The 19,649-nt window shown below is 32.4% G+C and carries 21 protein-coding genes; 9 read left to right on the top strand and 12 right to left on the bottom strand.

Features of this window, described 5'->3' with window-relative positions; genetic code table 11:
• The first annotated feature begins 30 nt into the window (after positions 1-30).
• From porD to ACM55K_RS16360, 7 genes are all read left to right on the top strand, one after another.
• The gene (gene porD / locus ACM55K_RS16390; protein ID WP_416851349.1) at positions 31-915 is read left to right on the top strand and encodes a type IX secretion system protein PorD; all 885 of its coding nucleotides are present in this window, start codon (positions 31-33) and stop codon (positions 913-915) included.
• Positions 916-970: 55 nt separating this feature from the next.
• Positions 971-2,623, top strand: a complete 1,653-nt coding sequence (gene recN, locus ACM55K_RS16385; protein WP_416851348.1) for a DNA repair protein RecN — start codon at positions 971-973, stop codon at positions 2,621-2,623.
• A 91-nt stretch (positions 2,624-2,714) separates the two neighbouring features.
• Entirely contained in the window at positions 2,715-3,905 is a 1,191-nt protein-coding gene (fabV, locus tag ACM55K_RS16380; RefSeq protein WP_416851347.1) for an enoyl-ACP reductase FabV, read from the top strand.
• Positions 3,906-4,031: 126 nt separating this feature from the next.
• Positions 4,032-5,030, top strand: a complete 999-nt coding sequence (locus ACM55K_RS16375) for a glycosyltransferase family 2 protein (RefSeq protein WP_416851346.1) — start codon at positions 4,032-4,034, stop codon at positions 5,028-5,030.
• Position 5,031: 1 nt separating this feature from the next.
• Complete coding sequence (gene coaE / locus ACM55K_RS16370) at positions 5,032-5,628, top strand: dephospho-CoA kinase (RefSeq protein ID WP_416851345.1); 597 nt, start codon at positions 5,032-5,034, stop codon at positions 5,626-5,628.
• A gap of 59 nt (positions 5,629-5,687) precedes the next feature.
• Complete coding sequence (locus ACM55K_RS16365) at positions 5,688-7,271, top strand: sensor histidine kinase (protein WP_416851344.1); 1,584 nt, start codon at positions 5,688-5,690, stop codon at positions 7,269-7,271.
• Between the two features lie 4 nt (positions 7,272-7,275).
• The gene (locus ACM55K_RS16360; RefSeq protein ID WP_416851343.1) at positions 7,276-7,992 is read left to right on the top strand and encodes a response regulator transcription factor; all 717 of its coding nucleotides are present in this window, start codon (positions 7,276-7,278) and stop codon (positions 7,990-7,992) included.
• A gap of 95 nt (positions 7,993-8,087) precedes the next feature.
• Here the strand turns inward: ACM55K_RS16360 and ACM55K_RS16355 are convergent, their stop codons facing one another.
• From ACM55K_RS16355 to ACM55K_RS16325, 7 genes are all read right to left on the bottom strand, one after another.
• Positions 8,088-8,828 (bottom strand): acyl-[acyl-carrier-protein] thioesterase, encoded by a 741-nt coding sequence (locus tag ACM55K_RS16355; protein WP_416851342.1) that lies wholly within the window; start codon positions 8,826-8,828, stop codon positions 8,088-8,090.
• A 37-nt stretch (positions 8,829-8,865) separates the two neighbouring features.
• Positions 8,866-9,783, bottom strand: a complete 918-nt coding sequence (gene miaA / locus ACM55K_RS16350; RefSeq protein WP_416851341.1) for a tRNA (adenosine(37)-N6)-dimethylallyltransferase MiaA — start codon at positions 9,781-9,783, stop codon at positions 8,866-8,868.
• Positions 9,784-9,940: 157 nt separating this feature from the next.
• Entirely contained in the window at positions 9,941-10,774 is an 834-nt protein-coding gene (locus ACM55K_RS16345) for an ion transporter (protein ID WP_416851340.1), read from the bottom strand.
• Between the two features lie 27 nt (positions 10,775-10,801).
• Entirely contained in the window at positions 10,802-12,163 is a 1,362-nt protein-coding gene (locus tag ACM55K_RS16340) for an exonuclease domain-containing protein (protein WP_416851339.1), read from the bottom strand.
• 57 nt (positions 12,164-12,220) lie between these two features.
• Entirely contained in the window at positions 12,221-12,889 is a 669-nt protein-coding gene (locus ACM55K_RS16335) for a YggS family pyridoxal phosphate-dependent enzyme (protein WP_416851338.1), read from the bottom strand.
• Position 12,890: 1 nt separating this feature from the next.
• Positions 12,891-13,778, bottom strand: coding sequence for a 3-hydroxyacyl-CoA dehydrogenase family protein (locus ACM55K_RS16330; RefSeq protein ID WP_416851337.1), 888 nt, complete (start codon positions 13,776-13,778; stop codon positions 12,891-12,893).
• Positions 13,779-13,862: 84 nt separating this feature from the next.
• The gene (locus tag ACM55K_RS16325; protein ID WP_416851336.1) at positions 13,863-14,828 is read right to left on the bottom strand and encodes a Gfo/Idh/MocA family oxidoreductase; all 966 of its coding nucleotides are present in this window, start codon (positions 14,826-14,828) and stop codon (positions 13,863-13,865) included.
• A gap of 144 nt (positions 14,829-14,972) precedes the next feature.
• On the opposite strand from ACM55K_RS16325, the gene ACM55K_RS16320 reads away from it, so the two are divergent.
• Positions 14,973-15,614, top strand: a complete 642-nt coding sequence (locus ACM55K_RS16320) for a protein-L-isoaspartate(D-aspartate) O-methyltransferase (RefSeq protein ID WP_416851335.1) — start codon at positions 14,973-14,975, stop codon at positions 15,612-15,614.
• Between the two features lie 26 nt (positions 15,615-15,640).
• Here the strand turns inward: ACM55K_RS16320 and ACM55K_RS16315 are convergent, their stop codons facing one another.
• Positions 15,641-16,690, bottom strand: a complete 1,050-nt coding sequence (locus ACM55K_RS16315; RefSeq protein WP_416851334.1) for a Fic family protein — start codon at positions 16,688-16,690, stop codon at positions 15,641-15,643.
• Between the two features lie 85 nt (positions 16,691-16,775).
• Complete coding sequence (smpB, locus tag ACM55K_RS16310; protein ID WP_035671685.1) at positions 16,776-17,228, bottom strand: SsrA-binding protein SmpB; 453 nt, start codon at positions 17,226-17,228, stop codon at positions 16,776-16,778.
• Positions 17,229-17,297: 69 nt separating this feature from the next.
• Here smpB and ACM55K_RS16305 point away from each other — a divergent pair, with 69 nt between their 5' ends.
• On the top strand, positions 17,298-17,528 hold the full coding sequence (locus tag ACM55K_RS16305; protein WP_416851333.1) for a VF530 family protein: 231 nt from the start codon (positions 17,298-17,300) through the stop codon (positions 17,526-17,528).
• Positions 17,529-17,530: 2 nt separating this feature from the next.
• Here ACM55K_RS16305 and ACM55K_RS16300 read toward each other — a convergent pair whose 3' ends face one another.
• The 3 genes from ACM55K_RS16300 to ACM55K_RS16290 all read right to left on the bottom strand — a co-directional run bounded on the left by ACM55K_RS16300 (position 17,531) and on the right by ACM55K_RS16290 (position 19,620).
• Positions 17,531-18,082 carry a DUF3575 domain-containing protein gene (locus ACM55K_RS16300; protein ID WP_416851332.1) on the bottom strand — a complete coding sequence of 184 codons (552 nt, stop codon included), beginning with the start codon at positions 18,080-18,082 and terminating at the stop codon, positions 17,531-17,533.
• A 116-nt stretch (positions 18,083-18,198) separates the two neighbouring features.
• Positions 18,199-18,750 (bottom strand): GNAT family N-acetyltransferase, encoded by a 552-nt coding sequence (locus tag ACM55K_RS16295; RefSeq protein WP_416851331.1) that lies wholly within the window; start codon positions 18,748-18,750, stop codon positions 18,199-18,201.
• Positions 18,751-18,768: 18 nt separating this feature from the next.
• Positions 18,769-19,620, bottom strand: a complete 852-nt coding sequence (locus ACM55K_RS16290; RefSeq protein ID WP_416851330.1) for an aldose 1-epimerase family protein — start codon at positions 19,618-19,620, stop codon at positions 18,769-18,771.
• Positions 19,621-19,649 lie beyond the last annotated feature (29 nt).

Below are 19,649 nucleotides of genomic sequence, written 5' to 3'. Positions count from 1 at the left end.
TGACCCATAAGAAACAATAGAAAGCTACAGATGAATAAAATAATTACTTTTCTTTTACTACTTACTTTTGGGCTTACACAAGCGCAACAGTTAAATTGTACTGTGACTGTAAATGCACAAAAATTAAGTAATGCAAATCAGCAAGTTTTCAAGACGCTGGAAACATCGATAAGTGAATTTGTAAACAAAACGGATTGGACAGGGCAGACTTTTAAGCAAAACGAAAAGATTAATTGCTCTATGTATATTACCGTTTCATCAAATAGTTCGGATCAATTTACGGCCACTATTCAGGTACAATCATCAAGACCAGTTTTTAACTCTTCCTACGCATCTCCTGTATTGAATTTTAATGATAAAGACTTTAGTTTTAGATATACGGAGTTCGAAAATTTAATTTTTAATCCAACAACTTTCGATTCTAATTTAGTTTCGGTACTCGCGTTTTACAGTTATGTTATTTTAGGAATGGATTTGGATACTTTTGTTTTGGAATCAGGAAATCCAAATTTTGAAATTGCTCAAAATATTTCCAATGTGGCGCAACAAGGAGGATCTAAAGGATGGGGGCAAACGGATGGAAATCAAAATCGATATTTTCTAATAAACGATATTTTATCACCGGCATTCAAACAAATCAGACAAACTATGTATGACTATCATACCGGATTAGACTTGATGAGTCAGGATTTAAAAGCTTCGAAAGAAAAAATAAAAGGATCGTTAATTAATTTGGCAAAATTAAATGCTTCAAGACCTAATGCCTTTTTAACGCGTGTCTTTTTTGATTCCAAATCAGATGAAATCGTTTCTATATTTTCTGGCGGACCAAGTATTACTATATCAGATTTAGCTGATAATCTGAATAAAATTTCTCCTTTGAATTCAAGTAAATGGGTGCTAATAAAATATTAATTGGTTTTCAATTTTTAATTTATTCTTTAGCTCCTCATCCCAAAACAATATATAGATGATAACGTCACTTTCGATAAAAAACTATGCTTTAATAGAAAAATTGACTATCGATTTTTCAAAAGGTTTCTCAACAATTACAGGAGAAACGGGCGCCGGTAAATCAATAATTTTAGGAGCATTAGGACTAGTTTTAGGAAAAAGAGCCGACTTAACTTCTTTGAAAAACAAGGAGGAAAAGTGCATCATTGAAGCTCATTTTGAAATTTCAAAGTATAATTTATTGCCGTTTTTTGACGCCAATGATTTAGACTATGAAAATGAAACTATAATTAGACGCGAAATTCTGCCTTCGGGGAAATCCAGGGCTTTTATCAATGACAGTCCCGTAAACCTTCAGGAACTTCAGGAATTGAGTTTGTTTTTGATTGATATTCATTCGCAACAGCAAACGCAAGAACTTTCGGATGAAAATGTTCAGTTTGATATTATCGATGCCATTGCCAATAATAAAGAGACGATTCTGGATTACCAATCGCTTTTGAAAAGTTATAAATCGGATAAATCCAAATTGAATTCGCTGCTGAAAAGGCAAAGCGAATCTAAGAAAGAACAGGAATACAATACTTTTTTATTGGATGAATTGGTTACGGCTCAATTAAAATCAGGGGAACAAGAAACTCTTGAAGCTGATTTTGAAAAATTGAATAATGTTGAGATTATTAAAGAGTCTATCGATAAAGCTTTGGCTATTGCCAATGAAGAACAAATAGGAGTCTTGAATAATTTGAAAGAAATTAAAATTTCATTACAAAAAATAGCTCCTTTTTCAGCTGATTATCATTCTTTATTAGAAAGAATTACAAGCGTAACAATTGAGTTTGATGATATTTCAGAGGAGATGAATCGTTGTTCTGAAAAACTAATTAATGATCCGGAGCAATTGGACTTAATTAGCCAAAAGTTGCAGGTTCTTTTTAATTTGCAAAAGAAACATCAGGTTTCTACGGTTGATGAATTACTGAAAATTCAAGCTACCTTAGAAAATTCAGTTTTAGAATTAGGAAATATCGAAGAAGAAATTATCGCATTAACGCATTCGATTGAACAAAAAACAACGACATTAGACGCGATGTCGACTATAATTCATGATAATAGATTAGAATCGATTCCAGTTTTATCTCAAAAATTGATTGCGATTTTAGAAACGTTAGGAATGCCTAATGTTCGTTTCAAAATCGATATTAATACTGCTGAAACGTATTTTCAAAATGGAAAAGATGAACTTCAGTTTTTATTTTCTGCCAATAAAGGAACTGATTTTGGTTTGTTGAAAAAAGTGGCTTCCGGTGGGGAAATGTCAAGAATCATGCTGGCCGTTAAAGCAATATTAGCACAATATTCAAAATTGCCAACACTAATTTTTGATGAAATTGATACTGGTGTTTCAGGAGAAATTGCCATCAGAATGGGAGAAATCATGAAGGAAATGAGTCAGGAGATGCAAATTTTTGCCATCACGCATTTGCCTCAAATCGCTGCAAAAGGGAATGCACATTTCAAAGTATTTAAATCGACTGTTGGTGATGATACACAATCGGAACTAAAGCTATTGAACGAGGAAGATAGAGTAGTGGAGATTGCACAAATGTTATCAGGAACAATCGTTTCTGAATCGGCCTTAAATCACGCAAAAGCGTTGTTGAACTAATATTTTGCTTTATATTTGCTCCCTTTTAGGAAGCATTTTGCGAAAGCTTAAAAACAATTATACAAAAAATTAAATTAAAGAATAACCAAATATGATTATAGAACCTAGAATGAGAGGATTTATTTGTACGACATCTCACCCAAAAGGATGCGAACAAAATGTTAAAAATCAGATAGAATATATAAAATCAAAAGGAAATATTGATGGGGCTAAAAAAGTCTTGGTAATTGGAGCTTCAACCGGTTTTGGGTTGGCTTCTAGAATTACAAGTGCTTTTGGTTCTAATGCAGCAACGATTGGTGTATTTTTTGAAAAAGCACCTTCTGAAGGAAAAACGGCTTCACCAGGTTGGTATAATTCTGCAGCTTTCGAAAATGAAGCTCATAAAGCAGGTTTATATGCAAAAAGTATCAATGGCGATGCCTTTTCTAATGAAATAAAAAAACAAACATTAGATCTTATCAAAGCTGATTTAGGTCAAATTGATTTAATAATTTATAGTTTAGCTTCTCCTGTTCGTGTTCATCCAGTTACTGGTGTTGTGCATCGTTCTGTTTTGAAACCAATTGGAAGTACTTATACGAACAAAACGGTTGATTTTCATTCGGGTAAAGTTTCTGAAATTTCTATTGAGCCTTGCAGTGGCGATGATATTGAAAATACAATTGCTGTAATGGGTGGTGAAGATTGGGGTATGTGGATTGATGCTTTAAAAGCAGAAAATTTATTGGCGCCTGGAGCTACAACTGTTGCTTATTCTTATATTGGCCCCTCATTGACTGAGGCAGTTTATAGAAAAGGGACAATAGGTCGTGCTAAAGATCATCTTGAAGCGACTGCATTTGCTATCACTGACAGTTTAGCTGATATTGATGGAAAAGCATTTGTTTCTGTAAATAAAGCATTAGTAACTCAAGCAAGTTCTGCGATTCCTGTAATTCCATTGTATATTTCTTTATTGTACAAAATAATGAAAGAAGAAGGAATTCATGAAGGTTGTATTGAGCAAATTCAACGTTTATACCAAGACAGATTATATACCGGAAATGAAGTTCCTGTAGATGAGAAAGGAAGAATTCGTATCGACGATTTAGAAATGCGTCCTGACGTTCAAGAAAAAGTAGCTAAATTATGGATTGAGGCTGTTACCGAAAACTTATCTGAAATAGGTGATTTAGAAGGTTACAGAAAAGATTTTTACAATCTGTTTGGCTTTGACGTTCCAGGAGTAGATTATAAAGCAGATGCAAACGAAGTGGTCAACATCGAAAGTATTGCGTAATCCCATACCAAAGTAAATATTTATAAAACCATCAATTAATAGTTGATGGTTTTTTTATGTATAAAGATTATATTTGTTAAAATTATTTGAGTCTAAAAAACATCTTTAATACCACATTCTTAATTTATGTTATTTTCCCTTATCATACCGGTTTACAATCGCCCGGACGAAGTTGATGAACTTTTAGAAAGTTTATCTCGTTCAACCTACAACGAAATTTTTGAAATTGTTATAATTGAAGATGGCTCCACTTTACCTTGTAAGGATGTTGCTCAAAAATATGGCGACAGACTTGATATTTCCTATTATTATAAAGAAAATTCAGGACCAGGGGACTCTAGGAATTACGGAATGACTAAATCTAGAGGAGATTACTTTATCATTTTTGACTCGGATTGCATTATTCCGGAAGGTTATTTGATGGAAGTAGACAAAGCCTTAAAGCAAAATTATGTAGATTGTTTTGGAGGTCCTGATAAAGCTTTAGACAATTTTTCAGATATTCAAAAAGCAATCAATTTTGCAATGACTTCTTTTCTTACTACAGGAGGAATTAGAGGTGGTTCAGAAAAAATCGATAAGTTTCAGCCTAGAAGTTTTAACATGGGATTGTCTCGAAGAGCTTTTGAAGCGTCGAAAGGTTTTGGAAACATCCATCCTGGTGAAGATCCGGATTTATCAATTCGTTTGTGGAATTTAGGTTTTGAGACCAAATTATTTCCAAAAGCTTATGTCTATCACAAACGAAGAATTGATTGGGATAAATTTTCCGTTCAGGTGAATAAGTTTGGTAAAGCAAGACCGATTCTTAACAGTTGGTATCCACAATACAATAAACTCACTTTTTTCTTTCCGTCTATTTTTATAATAGGATTTTTCATATCCTTACTATTATTGGTTTTCAATTTTGATCAGCTACTTCAGTTATATTTTTTTTATTTTTTGGTACTGTTTTTGGTGTCTACGTATCAGAACAAGAGTGTTAAAATTGGATTTTTATCATTGATAGCTGTTTGGAAACAATTTTATGGTTACGGAATAGGATTTTTAGAATCATTTATAAAAATCATCATTCTGAAGCAAAACCCACAAGAGGCTTTTCCTGAGTTATTTTTCAAAAAATAATATGACAAAAATAATTGGTTTAACAGGCGGTATCGGAAGTGGGAAAACAACCATTGCAAATTATTTTCAATCATTTGACATTCCTGTTTACATTGCAGATGATGAAGCAAGGGAAATTATGAAATCAGCAGAAATTATTGAAGCTATTAAAAAAGTATTTGGTAATTCTATTTTTATAAATGATGTATTGAATAGAGAAAAATTAGCTGAGATCGTATTCAATGACCCTGAAAAATTAAAAGAACTCAATAAAATAGTTCATCCTGCCGTAAAAAGACATTTTGATCAGTGGCTTTTGCAACATGCAGCAGCACCTTATATTATTTATGAAGCTGCCATTTTATTTGAAAGCGGTGGTTATAAAAATTGTGATTTAATTATATCGATTACTGCACCAGTTGAATCAAGGATTCAAAGGGTTATGGAGCGCGATAAAATTACACGCGAACTTGTTTTAAAGCGAATAAATGCACAATGGACTGACGAACAGCGCATTTCAAAAAGCGATTTTGTCATAGAAAATATTTCAATTGAAGCGGCAAAATTAGAAATTGTTAAAATTCTTAAAATTTTAAAGATTAAACAAAACGAGTCTTAGATGTTAATCTTTGGTTAATGTATTATTTAATATATTGTTAAAATACTAATTTTGTCTCGATGAATAAACTTTTTTTTAGATTACTTGTATTGTTGATGAGTTTATCCCTGATAGGAATAATTCTTGTTCAGGTGTATTGGTTTAATACCTCATTTAAAAACAATGATGAACAATTTAAATTTCATGTCAAGCAGGTTATTGGTAATGTAGCAGATAAATTGCAACAACATGAAGCATACAGTTTTTATGATAAATACAATCATTATAAAGACAGTACTGGAAAGATTCCAAAAAAGAATGATTTATTAGAGTTTTATTACGTTCAAAAGAATCCGAAAACAAACAAAACTATAATATATTCAAATAGTATCATATCAGAGGATTACAATATATCTTCAACGCTCTTTGACAAAAAATTTGACACTGAAAGGTTTAAAAATTTTAATTCTAAACGTGTTACTGAAGTTTATAACAATAATAATATTGATAATCCTGGCGTTCAACAAAGTTTGATACCAGATGTAAGGATTGAAAAATCTGGAAATTTAGATGTTTTAGACAATGCGCAATTTGAAATTTTCTTTAAAGATATTGCTTCTGCAATGCCTCTTGAAGAAAGAGTTTCAAAAGAAACATTAAACAAACTCATAAAAAAAGAATTAGAGGAATATGGTGTAAATACAAAATTTGAGTTTGGTATTTATAGTAATAATTTGGCAACTAAAATTAAGTCAAATAATTTTAAATACGATAAAGAAGCCACATATTCAATTCCTATACTTACTGATAATGAAGGAAATAGTAAATACCAATTATTGGTTACTTTCCCTCATAAAAAGAAGTTTTTATTATCGGAACTCGTTAGCATAACCATACTTTCAATCATATTTACGCTTATTATTATTATAGCTTATTCAAGTGCTTTGAACCAATTGATTCGTCAACGCCACATATCTGAAATAAAAACGGATTTTATTAATAATATGACGCATGAGTTTAAAACCCCTATAGCGACTATTAATTTAGCTTTGGACGCTATTAAAAATCCAAAGATTATTGATGATAAGGAAAAGGTGTTTCGATACCTCCAAATGATTAGAGATGAAAATAAGCGAATGCACGCTCAGGTTGAAAATGTTTTAAGAATCTCTAAACTGGAGAAAAAAGAATTAGACATTAATAAAGATTCTAATAATATTCAGGATATTATTAATGATGCGATTGAGCATGTTAATTTGATTTTAGAAGACCGACATGGATCTATTAGAAGTCATTTTGACGCTAGTAGAACTACTGTTTTAATTAATGATGTTCATTTTACGAATGTGCTTGTTAATATTTTAGAAAATGCAATAAAATATTCCCCAAATGTTCCGGAGATTGATGTGTATACCGAAAATGTTAAAGACATGGTTATTATCAAAGTAAAAGACAATGGTTTGGGTATGAGTAAAGTGGCTCAAAAAAGAATTTTTGAAAAATTTTATAGAGAACATACTGGAGATATACATAATGTTAAAGGTCACGGATTAGGTCTGGCGTATGTTAAAAGAATAGTTGAAGACCATAACGGTCAAGTTTATGTAGAAAGTGAAAAGGGAAAAGGAAGTACCTTCATAATAAAATTACCATTAATAAATTAGGAATATGGAAAATGTAAATAAAAAAATACTTTTAGTGGAGGATGACCTTAATTTTGGTGCGGTACTAAAAGATTATTTAATGCTAAATGATTTTGATGTTACTTTAGCAAAAAATGGAATGGAAGGATTTGAAAAGTTCAAAAAAGATACTTATGATTTGTGTATTCTAGATGTAATGATGCCATATAAAGATGGCTATACACTAGCTAAAGAAATCAGAGAGAAGAACAATGAAGTGCCTATTATTTTCTTGACAGCAAAATCTATGAAAGAGGATGTATTGAAAGGATATAAAGCAGGTGCTGATGATTATTTGAATAAACCCTTTGATTCTGAAGTTTTATTGATGAAAATTAAAGCTATTATTCAAAGAAAATCTTCTGATACAAAAGCAGAGCAAGTTCAATTTGAATTTAACATTGGTAAATTCCATTTGAATTCTAAACTTCGTTTTCTAACATATGATAATGAAGAACCGATAAAATTGTCTCCAAAAGAGAATGAATTATTGAAAATGTTGATTCTTCACGAAAATGATTTAATGCCAAGAGAATTGGCCTTAACAAAAATATGGAGAGATGACAACTATTTTACGTCAAGAAGTATGGATGTTTACATCGCTAAACTAAGAAAATATCTGAAACTGGATGAAGATGTTGAAATCTTAAACATTCACGGTGAAGGATTTAGATTAGTAGTGAAAAATAAAAAAGCAGTATAAAATAGAAAAGGCTTCGAGAAATCGAAGCCTTTTTTTTTGGGAGCTATTTACCACTTGAGTTCGCTTAGGGAGTTTGTTTAAATAACAATTTTATTCTATTTGCAATTCAATTGTAAAGCGAAACTTGTTTTATCTTCTTTCGTAATACTAAAAATGGTTTCGTTTTCAGAAATATTTTCATGAATGATTACTTTATCTTTTAAAGACAATTCCTTTAGAAAATTCATTTCAAAACTTTTAATCTTTTGATTCAGAATTAATTTTTCATCAACTAAATCCAAACACCATTCCAGGTATTTTACATTATTGACATGATTTACGATATCTAAATCCGACAAGAATACGGTTTTTTCAAAAGCGATCTCTTTTTCATGATTGAAATTAATCTTAGAAAAACCTTCCTGTGTGGCTCTTTTTTCCGGATATAATTCAAAATGGTCAAACGGCAAGGCCAAACCTTCCGGTCTGCGGGTTTTAGTGTTGAAAACAGCCCAAAAAGTCTCCGATCCTACGATTTTTTCTCCATTCACATGCATTTCTAAAGCACGCACAGAACGGGAATTTTCTAGTGAATTGATCCACGTTTTCACGGTTACAATATCTCCCCATTTTGGTAATTTAGTAATTTCAACACGCATTCTGCTTAAAACCCAAGCTTGGTTGAATTGCTGCATATCCAAAAAACTAATCCCCCCAATTTCCGAGTGTGCCGCAGCCGTTAATTGTAAAATATTACACAAATCAGTATATTTTAAAAATCCATTGGGCGCGCATTGCGTGAAATTGATTTCCCAATCTTTGCTTAAAACAGAAGTGAAATTTGGAGCTATTGGCATATAAATAATTATGAATTTGTATTCTTAGATTTAAGTTTTATTTTTTGGAATTGATATAATCAACAATAACTTCATATGGGGTTTCAAAATCAAACCATTTGGTATTTTCAGTTCTTTTGAACCAGGTGAGTTGTCGTTTAGAAAACCGTCGGGTGTTTTTCTTTATTTCTTCAATGGCAAATTCCAATGTTATTTGTCTGTCAAAATAGCTAAACAATTCTCTATATCCTACGGTTTGTAAGGCATTCAATTCTTTATTTGGGAATACTGTTTTTGCTTCGGCCAATAAACCTTCGTTCATCATGATGTCAACACGTTGATTGATTCGGTTGTAAATGATCTTTCTATCCGCTTCGAGACCAATTAAAATAGAAGTAAAGTTACGCGTGTTTTGCTTTTGATTTAAAAAAGAAGAATACGGTTTCCCGGAACCCAAACATACTTCCACAAAACGCATCATTCGTTGTGGGTTTTGTAAAGTTTGCGGATTTTCGATTGTCAAGCTTTTATAATAATCGGAATCTAGTGTTTCTAGTTTTTGTTGTAAATATCCAATTCCTAATTTTTCGTAATTAGCCGTTATTTCTGAACGTACTGCTGGTTCAATTTCGGGAAATTCGTCAAAACCTTTCAAAATTGCATCTACGTATAATCCTGAACCACCAACGAGAATCGCATAATCATTTGTCAAGAATAATTCGTTGAGTTTGGTAATTGCTTCTTTCTCGAAATCACCTACGGTATAATTCTCAAATATGGATTTGTTTTGGATGAAATGATGCGATGCTGCCGCCAATTCTGTTGTGCTTGGTACAGCTGTCCCAATAGTCATTTCCTTAAAAAACTGTCGGCTGTCACAGGAAAGAATATCACATTTGAAATAATTGGCTAATACAATACTCAAGGAGGTTTTTCCTATAGCTGTAGGTCCGATAATAGTTATTAGGTACTTCATATTTTTTAGCCCAGATGGAAACGTAAACCCCGGAGTTATGAAAGTCTTTTTTCTTGGTGTAAAAGAGCGACCAAAGGAAGCTCCTTTTATGCCTTAGAAAAACAACTTTCATAGCGAGGAGTTGCAGTGTACAACTGGAATTAGCTTCAGATTAGTATTATTTTAAATTTGCACCACAATGGAAACAGTATTTAGCGTTATATACATGTCCTTCTGTTCCACAATTCGGACATGGATTAGTGGTGTCAGATACCTTCTTTTTAAGGGAGTTAGTGGCAAATTCTGCTGTAACTATTCCTGTGGGCACAGCAATAACGCCATATCCCATTATCATGACGATGGAAGCGATGAATTGTCCCAAGGGTGTGATGGGAGATATATCTCCGTAACCAACGGTTGTGAGTGTGACAATGGTCCAATAAATACTGGTGGGAATACTGGTAAAACCGCCTTCTTCCCCTTCAACGACGTACATTATGGAACCAATTATGATGCTGCTGATTAACATGAAGTAGATAAAAATAAGGATTTTGCCTCTACTGGCAATCAAAGCTTCTTTTAGGTGAATGGATTGGCTAGAAAATTTAGGATGCTTCAAAATCTTGAATAATCTCAATAATTTAATAGCTCGAACGACTGTTAAAACGCTGGCTCCTGCCAAAATAAAAGACAAATACATGGGCAAAATAGCGATTAAATCGATAATGCCATAGAAACTGAAAATGTACTTAATAGGTTTATTGATGGATAGTATTCTAAGAATGTATTCTAAAGTAAAAAAAACGGTAATAATCCATTCTAGGACAATGAGTTCATGATGGTATTTCGTATCAAACCCTTTAACCGTTTCGAGCATAACTATGAATACGCTCAATAAAATAATCCCTAAAAGGATAAGGTCAAATAAGCGCCCTGAGGCGGTATTCGTGCCATAGATTACTACATTGGTTTTTTGTCTGAAACTTTCAAATTTTGATTTTATTGTTTTCATATTTATTTGGGAATTAATAGAATATGATTAAAATCGTATAATTTTGAGCGTTTTACTTTTTCGGACATGACTTTGGATAATATTTCGGGTATCACGGTTGCTTTGCATTGGGATTATAATGTTTCTAAGGATTTCAATATTGTTAATTTGATAGTTTAAATCATAAAAAGCATATCCTTTGTAAATCCCGTTTTCGATTAAAACCGCACTGCGCTCGTTGATGGTTCTTCCTCTGTCTATAAGTACCATATTTTGATTTTCAAAACTGTTTTTGTCGATGAATGCCTGAACTCTTGTATTGTATTCTTCTGGAGAAACATTGCCTATACAAGCACCATCACATTCTTTTATATTGTATTGAAAACAGTTCGTTTTTGAAACATACAAACCTGTTAATTTTTGGCATAAATTATAATGGGAAGTGATTCTAAACAATGCGTCTTTTCCTTCTTGTAATGAAGTAAATGAAGTTATTTCTTTTTTTCGACCGTCCGCTTTTTGAAGTTTTAAATTAAGATAACCCTTTTCGTCTTTTTCGGCATACAAAGCCAATTGGAAAATACTTTTTCTTTGCGCCCGATTATAGATTGGTTTATTGACTTTTACTTCTTCGCTTTCTTTCAATAAAGCAATCAGTTCGCTTCCGGTTTCATCATAAGTTACCGTGAAAACTTCGGCTTGTATTTTTTTGCATTTAGCAGAAGTTCCAGTAAAATGTTGGTTGATACGTTTTTTTATGTTTCGGCTTTTGCCAATATAAATCAAATTTCCTTTTTCATTGTGAATGTAATAAGTTCCGGTTTTTGCGGGTAAACTTGAAACAATGTCTAATAATTTGGGGGCAATTCCTTTTTCAATTTCTAGTTTAATGAAATCTTTGACAATTTCTTTTTCTAAATCTTTCTCCAAAAGGATTTTGAATAATTTCACTGTTGCCAATGCATCGCCGCTAGCACGGTGTCTGTCTGCCATTGGGATTCCAAGAGCACGAACCAGTTTTCCTAAACTATGGGAGGGTTGCTCCGGTAATAACTTTTTTGATAATTCAACCGTACAAAGTGTTCTGGCTTCAAAATCATAACCTAATCGTCTGAATTCGGTTCTTAATATTCTGTAATCAAAAGAAGCATTATGAGCGACTATGACACAATCATTCGTCATTTCGATAATGCGTTTGGCCACTTCAAAAAACTTGGGAGCAGAGCTCAACATGGCGTTATTAATACCAGTCAATTTTACAACAAAAGGCTGAATTGGAATTTCAGGATTGACTAAACTGATGAATTGATCCACAACTTCATGACCATCAAATTTATAGATGGCGATTTCGGTGATTCCTTCTTCGTTGAATTGTCCTCCAGTGGTTTCTATGTCAAGTATTGCGTACAAATTTTTTGTTTAATGTTTAAGTTTCAAGTTATGAAACATCTATCGTTGTGTCAAAAATTACTTTCTTCCCCCAAAGATACTACTTCCTATTCGAACCATCGTGCTTCCACACTCAATTGCAAGTTGATAATCACCGGACATTCCCATTGATAACATTGATACCGTAGAAACGCGATTAATCGCGTCTGTACTTCGAATCGAATCAAAAATCGATTTCAAATGAGTGAATTCTTTCTTGATTTGCTCTTTATTATCGGTAAAAGTTGCCATTCCCATTAGTCCTACAATTCGAATGTTTTTCATTTTCTGAAATTCATTTGAAGATAGGAGAGAAGTGAGTTCTTCCTCGTCAAGTCCAAATTTAGTTTCCTCTTCGGCAATATGCATTTGTAATAAACAATCGATAATTCTATCGTTTTTTTGTGCTTGCTTGTTGATTTCCTGTACTAATTTTAAACTATCCACGCCATGAATCAAGCTCACAAATTGTGCCATAAATTTGACTTTATTGGTCTGAACGTGACCAATCATATGCCATTGAATGTCTTTGGGCATTTGTTCCCATTTCTCGGCCATTTCCTGGATTTTGTTTTCTCCAAAAATGCGTTGTCCCGCTTCATAAGCTTCCATCAAATCAGTAACAGGTTTGGTTTTTGAAACAGCAACAAGAGTTACGTGTTCTGGTAAAGTGGATTTTATTTTGAGAAGGTTTTGTGCGATTGACATATTAAATAAATTGTTTAGCAATTTTCTCTGCTTTTTTGCTTTCCGAATAATCGTAGAAACCTTCACTGGTTTTCACTCCCATTTTCCCAGCACGAACCATATTTACTAATAATGGACAAGGGGCATATTTTGGGTTTTTGAATCCGTCGTACATTACATTTAAAATGGCTAAACAGACATCAAGACCAATAAAATCAGCTAGTTGTAAAGGTCCCATAGGATGGCCCATTCCTAGTTTCATAACCGTATCAATTTCATAAACACCTGCCACTTTGTTATATAGCGTTTCGATGGCTTCGTTAATCATGGGCATCAAAATTCTATTGGCAACAAAACCAGGATAATCGTTTACTTCAACAGGAGTTTTTCCTAATTTCTCAGATAAGTCCATGATGATTTTGGTCACTTCGTCGCTCGTATTGTAACCACGAATGATTTCTACCAATTTCATAATAGGCACCGGATTCATAAAATGCATTCCAATAACACGTTCCGGATGTGCTACTATCGCTCCAATTTGTGTAATGGAAATGGAAGAAGTATTGGTTGCCAAAATCGTATTATGAGAACAAGCTTCGTTTAATTGCTTGAAAATATTCAGTTTCAATTCAACATTTTCCGTAGCTGCTTCAATCACTAAGTCAACACCTACAACACCATCTTTGATATCCGTATACGTGATTATATTGGTAATTGTTTTTACTACATCTTCTTGGGTGATGGTACCTTTGGTCAACATTCGGTTTAAATTAGCAGCAATAGTTGCCATTCCTTTATCCAAAGATTTTTCGGAAACATCAATTAATTTTACGGTAAAACCACTTTGGGCAAAAGTATGGGCAATTCCGTTACCCATTGTTCCTGCACCTATTACAGCTATTGTTTTCATTTATATTTTGGTTTAAAGTTTAAAGTTCAAGTTATAAAGTTTCTCTAGGGAGACTTTATAACTTGAACTTTAAACTAATCTTATTTATTTTTTAAAACAATCAATGATTTGATACGCCACTTTTAAAGCTTCGGTTGCTTGTTCCAATGTTACAACAGGAGTTGTATTATTGGTGATGGCATTAGCAAATGATTCTAATTCGTCAAGAATTGCGTTGTTTTGTTCCACATCAGGATTTGAAAAGTAGATTTGTTTTTTTACACCTTCAGCATTTTGTAAAATGATATCAAAGTCACCAGGAATTTCTGGAGCATCTTTCATTTTTACCACTTCGCATTTCTTTTCAAGGAAATCAACGGAGATATAGGCATCTTTCTGGAAGAAACGAGATTTACGCATGTTCTTCATCGAAATTCTGCTTGCAGTTAAATTAGCTACACAACCATTTTCGAATTCGATTCGGGCATTAGCAATATCCGGAGTTTCACTTATAACGGAAACGCCACTGGCATTGATATTTTTAACTTTGGATTTTACAACACTCAAAATAGCATCAATGTCATGAATCATCAAATCCAGCACTACGGGAACATCCGTACCCCGAGGATTGAATTCCGCCAAACGGTGCGTTTCAATAAACATAGGATTTTCAATCATGTTTTTGGTAGCGATAAACGCTGGATTGAATCGCTCTACATGTCCTACTTGTCCTTTGACATTGTACTCTTTTGCTAAAGCGATTATTTCTTCAGCTTCTTCAACAGTTGTAGAAATGGGTTTTTCAATAAAAACGTGTTTTCCTGATTTGATAGAAACTTTAGCACATTTGTAATGAGAAAGGGTAGGAGTGACGATGTCTATAACATCAACAGCGTGAATCAATTTGGCTATGGTCTCAAATTGTTTGTATCCAAATTCAGCAGCAATTTTGGCTCCATTTTCAAGATTTTCATCATAAAAACCAACCAATTCATATTTTTCTGATTGTTGTAATAAACGCAAATGTATTTTTCCTAGATGACCGGCACCTAATACTCCAATTTTCAGCATAATTATGTAATTTGTACAAAAATAGCAATTAATTGATTAATTTTTTATTGATAATGAACAATTATTTAATGTATTTTAAATTCAATTTTCAATATTTGATATTAGAAATTCTTTTCTATTTTTGCCGAAATAAAATAGTAAACTTTGAAAGACACAGCCAAACATCAAGGACTTCGGAATCAGTTAGTAAGCACTTTGGAACAAAAAGGGATTACTGATAAAAGTGTTCTGGCTGCGATAAAAAAAATCCCAAGACACTTATTTTTGAATTCCAGTTTTGAAGATTATGCCTATCAAGATAAAGCATTCCCTATTGGCGCAGGCCAAACTATTTCTCAACCGTATACAGTAGCTTTTCAATCCCAATTATTAGAAGTCAAAAAAGAGCATAAAATTTTAGAAATAGGAACAGGTTCAGGTTATCAAACGGCTGTTTTATGTACCATGGGAGCAAAAGTTTTTAGCGTAGAAAGACAAAATGAATTGTTTAAACAAACTTCTATTTTATTTCCAAAATTAGGTATTCGTCCCAAACATCTTTCTTTTGGAGATGGATACAAAGGATTACCAAGTTACGCGCCTTTTGATAGTATTATTGTAACTGCGGGAGCTCCATTTATTCCCCAGCCTTTGATGGCGCAGTTAAAAATAGGAGGAAGGTTGGTTATTCCATTAGGAGAAGATGTCCAAATTATGACTTTACTAATCAGAAAAAATGAAACACAATTTGAGAAACATGAGTTTGGGGAGTTTCGATTTGTACCACTATTAGAAGATAAAAATTAACTGAAACCCGCTAAAAAGCGGGTTTTTTATTGACCAATAATACTTAGATAACGTTCTAAGCTTTCTTTTTCCATTTGAGCTATAAATAACAAAAAATCTTCTTTATTATTTTTAGTTTGAGCTGTTTCCAGTGCTTGGTAATATTGCATTCTACTTTCATAATCACCTTTTATATTAGCAATGATGTAGCCATGTTGCAGTAAAATTAAGTTCATGACCAAGCGTGAAGTTCTTCCGTTTCCATCAATAAAAGGATGGATAGTGACTAAGCGTTCGTGCATTTCGGCAGCTAAAATGATAGGATGAAGGCTGTTTTTATTGGTTTCAAACCAAATGAAAAAATCTTCCATTTCTTTGGCAACCAGAAAAGGTTGTGGAGGCATATGGCTACTTCCTTGTATCATGACCTGTACTTTTCTATAACGTCCTGCATCTTCAGGATGAATACCTCTTAAAATAAGATTGTGAATAGAAAGTACTTCTCGTTCATTTATGGAAGTGTTTTTTTGTGTCAAATCTTTGATATAAGCAATCGCTTCCTGATGATTAATTACTTCAAGATGTTCCCGCATACTTTTCCCCGAAATTGTCAAACCTTCATTGATAACCAAATCAGTTTCCCGAAGCGTCATCGTGTTCCCTTCGATACGATTACTTTCAAAAGTATATTCTAGTTCCAATGCCTGAGCAATACGATAACTGTCAAACGCTCTAAAAGAATCTAATTTTTTCTTTAAGGAATCTATTTCATCTAGAATTTTTTGTAATGTTGTAGATACCTTTTTCTTAACAGCTTTATTTTGGTATCTTATTTCTTCCTCTGCAACCTGTAATGCTTTTAATGCAAATTCATCTTGACCTATTTCATAAAGAATTTTTTCTTTAAGCCAAGCTACCATTATTGTTTCTAAATCTATTTCAAGTAAAGCTGCAAGTTTCAAAACTTGATCTCTAGTAGGCTTTCTCGTACCACTTTCAAATTTACTGATTAAGGCTTGATCAATTCCTAAAAGTTGAGCCACTTCTCTTGTCTTGAGTCCTTTTTGTTCTCTTGCATTTTTGAGTAGTGTTTTCATTTTATGAAAAATGTTTTAAATTGTCTTGACAAATTTAGTCATTTTATTTTGATAAAAAAACAAAATTTTAGACTTAAAATTTAATTTAAAATGATTTTTTTATTCTGTCAAGGTCGCGTTTAGTATCTTGTTCTTTTAGCGATTCGCGTTTGTCATAGGTTTTCTTTCCTTTACAAAGACCAATTTGTAGTTTAGCCATTCCTTTTTCATTAGTGAACAATTTTAAAGGAATAATAGTCAGTCCTTTGGCTTGAACGCTTTTGATTAATCCTTTCAATTCTCTTTTATTCAAAAGTAATTTACGTTCGCTTCTGGCTTTATGGTTGAATTGATTACCAAAAGTATACTCTTCAATATAAGTATTGATTGCAAAAAGTTCGTTGTTACTAAATTCACAAAAACTCTCTGTAATATTAGCCTTTCCTAATCGAATGGATTTAATTTCAGTTCCTGCCAAAACAATTCCAGCAGTAAATGTCTCGATTATTTCGTAGTCGAATTTGGCTCTTTTATTGTAGATATTTATTGTTTTTAGCATAGGAATACAAAGGTAGAAACAAATCTACGAAACACCAATTGTTTTTATATAAATACTTAAATTTGCAAAATGGAAAATTTGAAATCAAAAGACCCTTTACACGGAATGACCCTTCAAAAAATTGTGGAACAATTAGTCGATCATTATGGATTTGATACTTTGGGAGAACTCATTAAAATTAAATGTTTCACAGATAATCCAAGTGTGAAATCCAGTTTGACTTTTTTACGAAAAACAGATTGGGCTAGAAAGCTAGTGGAAGATCTGTACCTGAAATCATTGCCTAAATTACTGAAGTAAGTTTAGTTTAATTTATATGAAATCATTACGCCTCCTCTGTATGGGATCCATTCGCCGCTTTTGTTATATTTTTCCGCAGTTTCATAGCGTTCGTTAGTACCAATATAATATCCTTTATAAAAACCTTGATGCCATCCACCACCAAAGAAACAATCCAACATAAATTTATCATTAATTTTCACCTGGTATCCTAGAGTTGAACCTACAAAATATCCAACACCTTTTTCATATTTATCAGTATTTAAATAATTCCACTTTTGAAAATTAAATATGCTGGCACCAATATGGGCTCCAACATAAAACCCGTTATATTTTTCTTTAAAATGGTACCGATATTCTGGGGTAAATGTGTAAAATTCTCTCGGCTTTCCAGCTATCGATTTCCAGGGAGAAGCTAAAATGTCGAATTGAAAAGTGGATTTTTTTCCAATACTAGTTTCAATACCTACATTTGGAATTGCTAACATAGTAGTTAATGCATTAACCTTTACATAGGTTTGACTTTGTGAATGAATTGAAAAGATAAGAATTGCAATTACTAATAATTTTTTCATGATAAAGTTTGCGTAATGCTTTGGAGAAGCATTTATTTTGGTGGCAAATATAAAGATTATTCTTTCAAAGCGATTACGAATCCATTTTTATACTGAATCGGGTATTGAAAATTTTATCAGATTTTATTCAAAATAGAATAAATAACAGTGTCTAAAAAATGCCCATCATAAAATTCATTTTCTTTTAAATGGGCTTCTTTTACAAAACCACTTTTTTGTAATACCTTTTCAGAACCAAAATTTTCTGGATCAATTATAGCTTCAATTGAATGCAGCTGCATTACTTTAAAACCATAATTAACAGCCTCTTTTACAGCTTCAGGCATGATTCCTTTTCCATTAAATTCAGGAAGTAGCATATAACCAATTTCTGCTCGAAAATGTTCCGGTTTTATCCTGTAATGTCCAATGATACCAATCAGTTTTGGACTGTCTTTAAGCGTAATTGCCCAATTGATTCCTTCGTTAGTTTCAATTTTAGCATCAATCATAGCTATGTGTTCCAAGGCATCCTCAGTAGTTTTTACTAAAGGTCTTGGAATATATTTCATCGTTTTAGGATTAGAACGTAAATCGAAAATTTCATTTACATCACTTGCATCAACACGTCTCAATATTAAACGCTCGGTTTCCAGATTCGGAAATGGATTAAAATTTATGGTTAACATATTTTGTTGCTTTAAAAATTAAAAGATTTCGATGCTAAATTCAGAATGAAATGTTTGATTTGCGTTCAGAATTTGAATTTCTTCTTTTTTAAATAGATTTCCAGAATTTTCGTTTGTATCTGAATAACCAAACCAAGGTTCTATGCAAAGAAATGGCGCGTTCACTTTTGTCCAAATTCCTAAACTTGGAAAATCTTTGAAATTTACTCTCAAAACAGGATTTTCATTTTCTAAAATCATCAATGAATTTGATTCTAATGTTTTAAAAATTATAGCATCATTTTCGAATAATTGGTAGGTCAGTGGAATTAGGTTGTTTTGAACATCTAATTTTTTAGTTTTATCAGAAATCAAATCATTTTCAAGAAGATAATATTCCAGTGGTTCTTCTTTTTCGAATACCAAGTAATAGTTCTCAAAATTTCCGGGTAAAGCAAATGCTGGATGTGCCCCAATAGAAAATGGCATTTGTGATTCTCCTTTATTAATAACTTTATATTCAATGCGTAAACTATTTTCATCCAATGTGTAAATGAGCTGTAATTCAAATGCAAATGGATATACTTTTAACGTTTCTTCAGAAGACTGTATCGAAAAAGTGGCAGTATTTTCCTTTTTATCAATTAATTCAAATTCCATATCTCTGGCAAAACCATGTCGTGATAAATGATATTCGGTGTCATTATATTGATAGGAATTATTTTTTAGCGTACCTACAATAGGAAATAAAATAGGGGAATGCTTGCCCCAAAAATCAGGATTTCCTTCCCAGATATATTCTTTATTTTTATTATTCTTTAAAGAACATAATTCGGCTCCAAAGTGTTTAATTTCAGCAGTTAGATTCGAGTTTTTAAGTGTTGTAGTCAAAATAGTTTCCAGTTAATTTAAAAATTGAT

Source organism: Flavobacterium arabinosi (assembly GCF_048158725.1).
Lineage (GTDB): Bacteria > Bacteroidota > Bacteroidia > Flavobacteriales > Flavobacteriaceae > Flavobacterium > Flavobacterium arabinosi.
The sequence above is the reverse complement of the archived record's forward strand: the minus strand, read 5'-3'. Positions and strand labels throughout refer to the sequence as shown.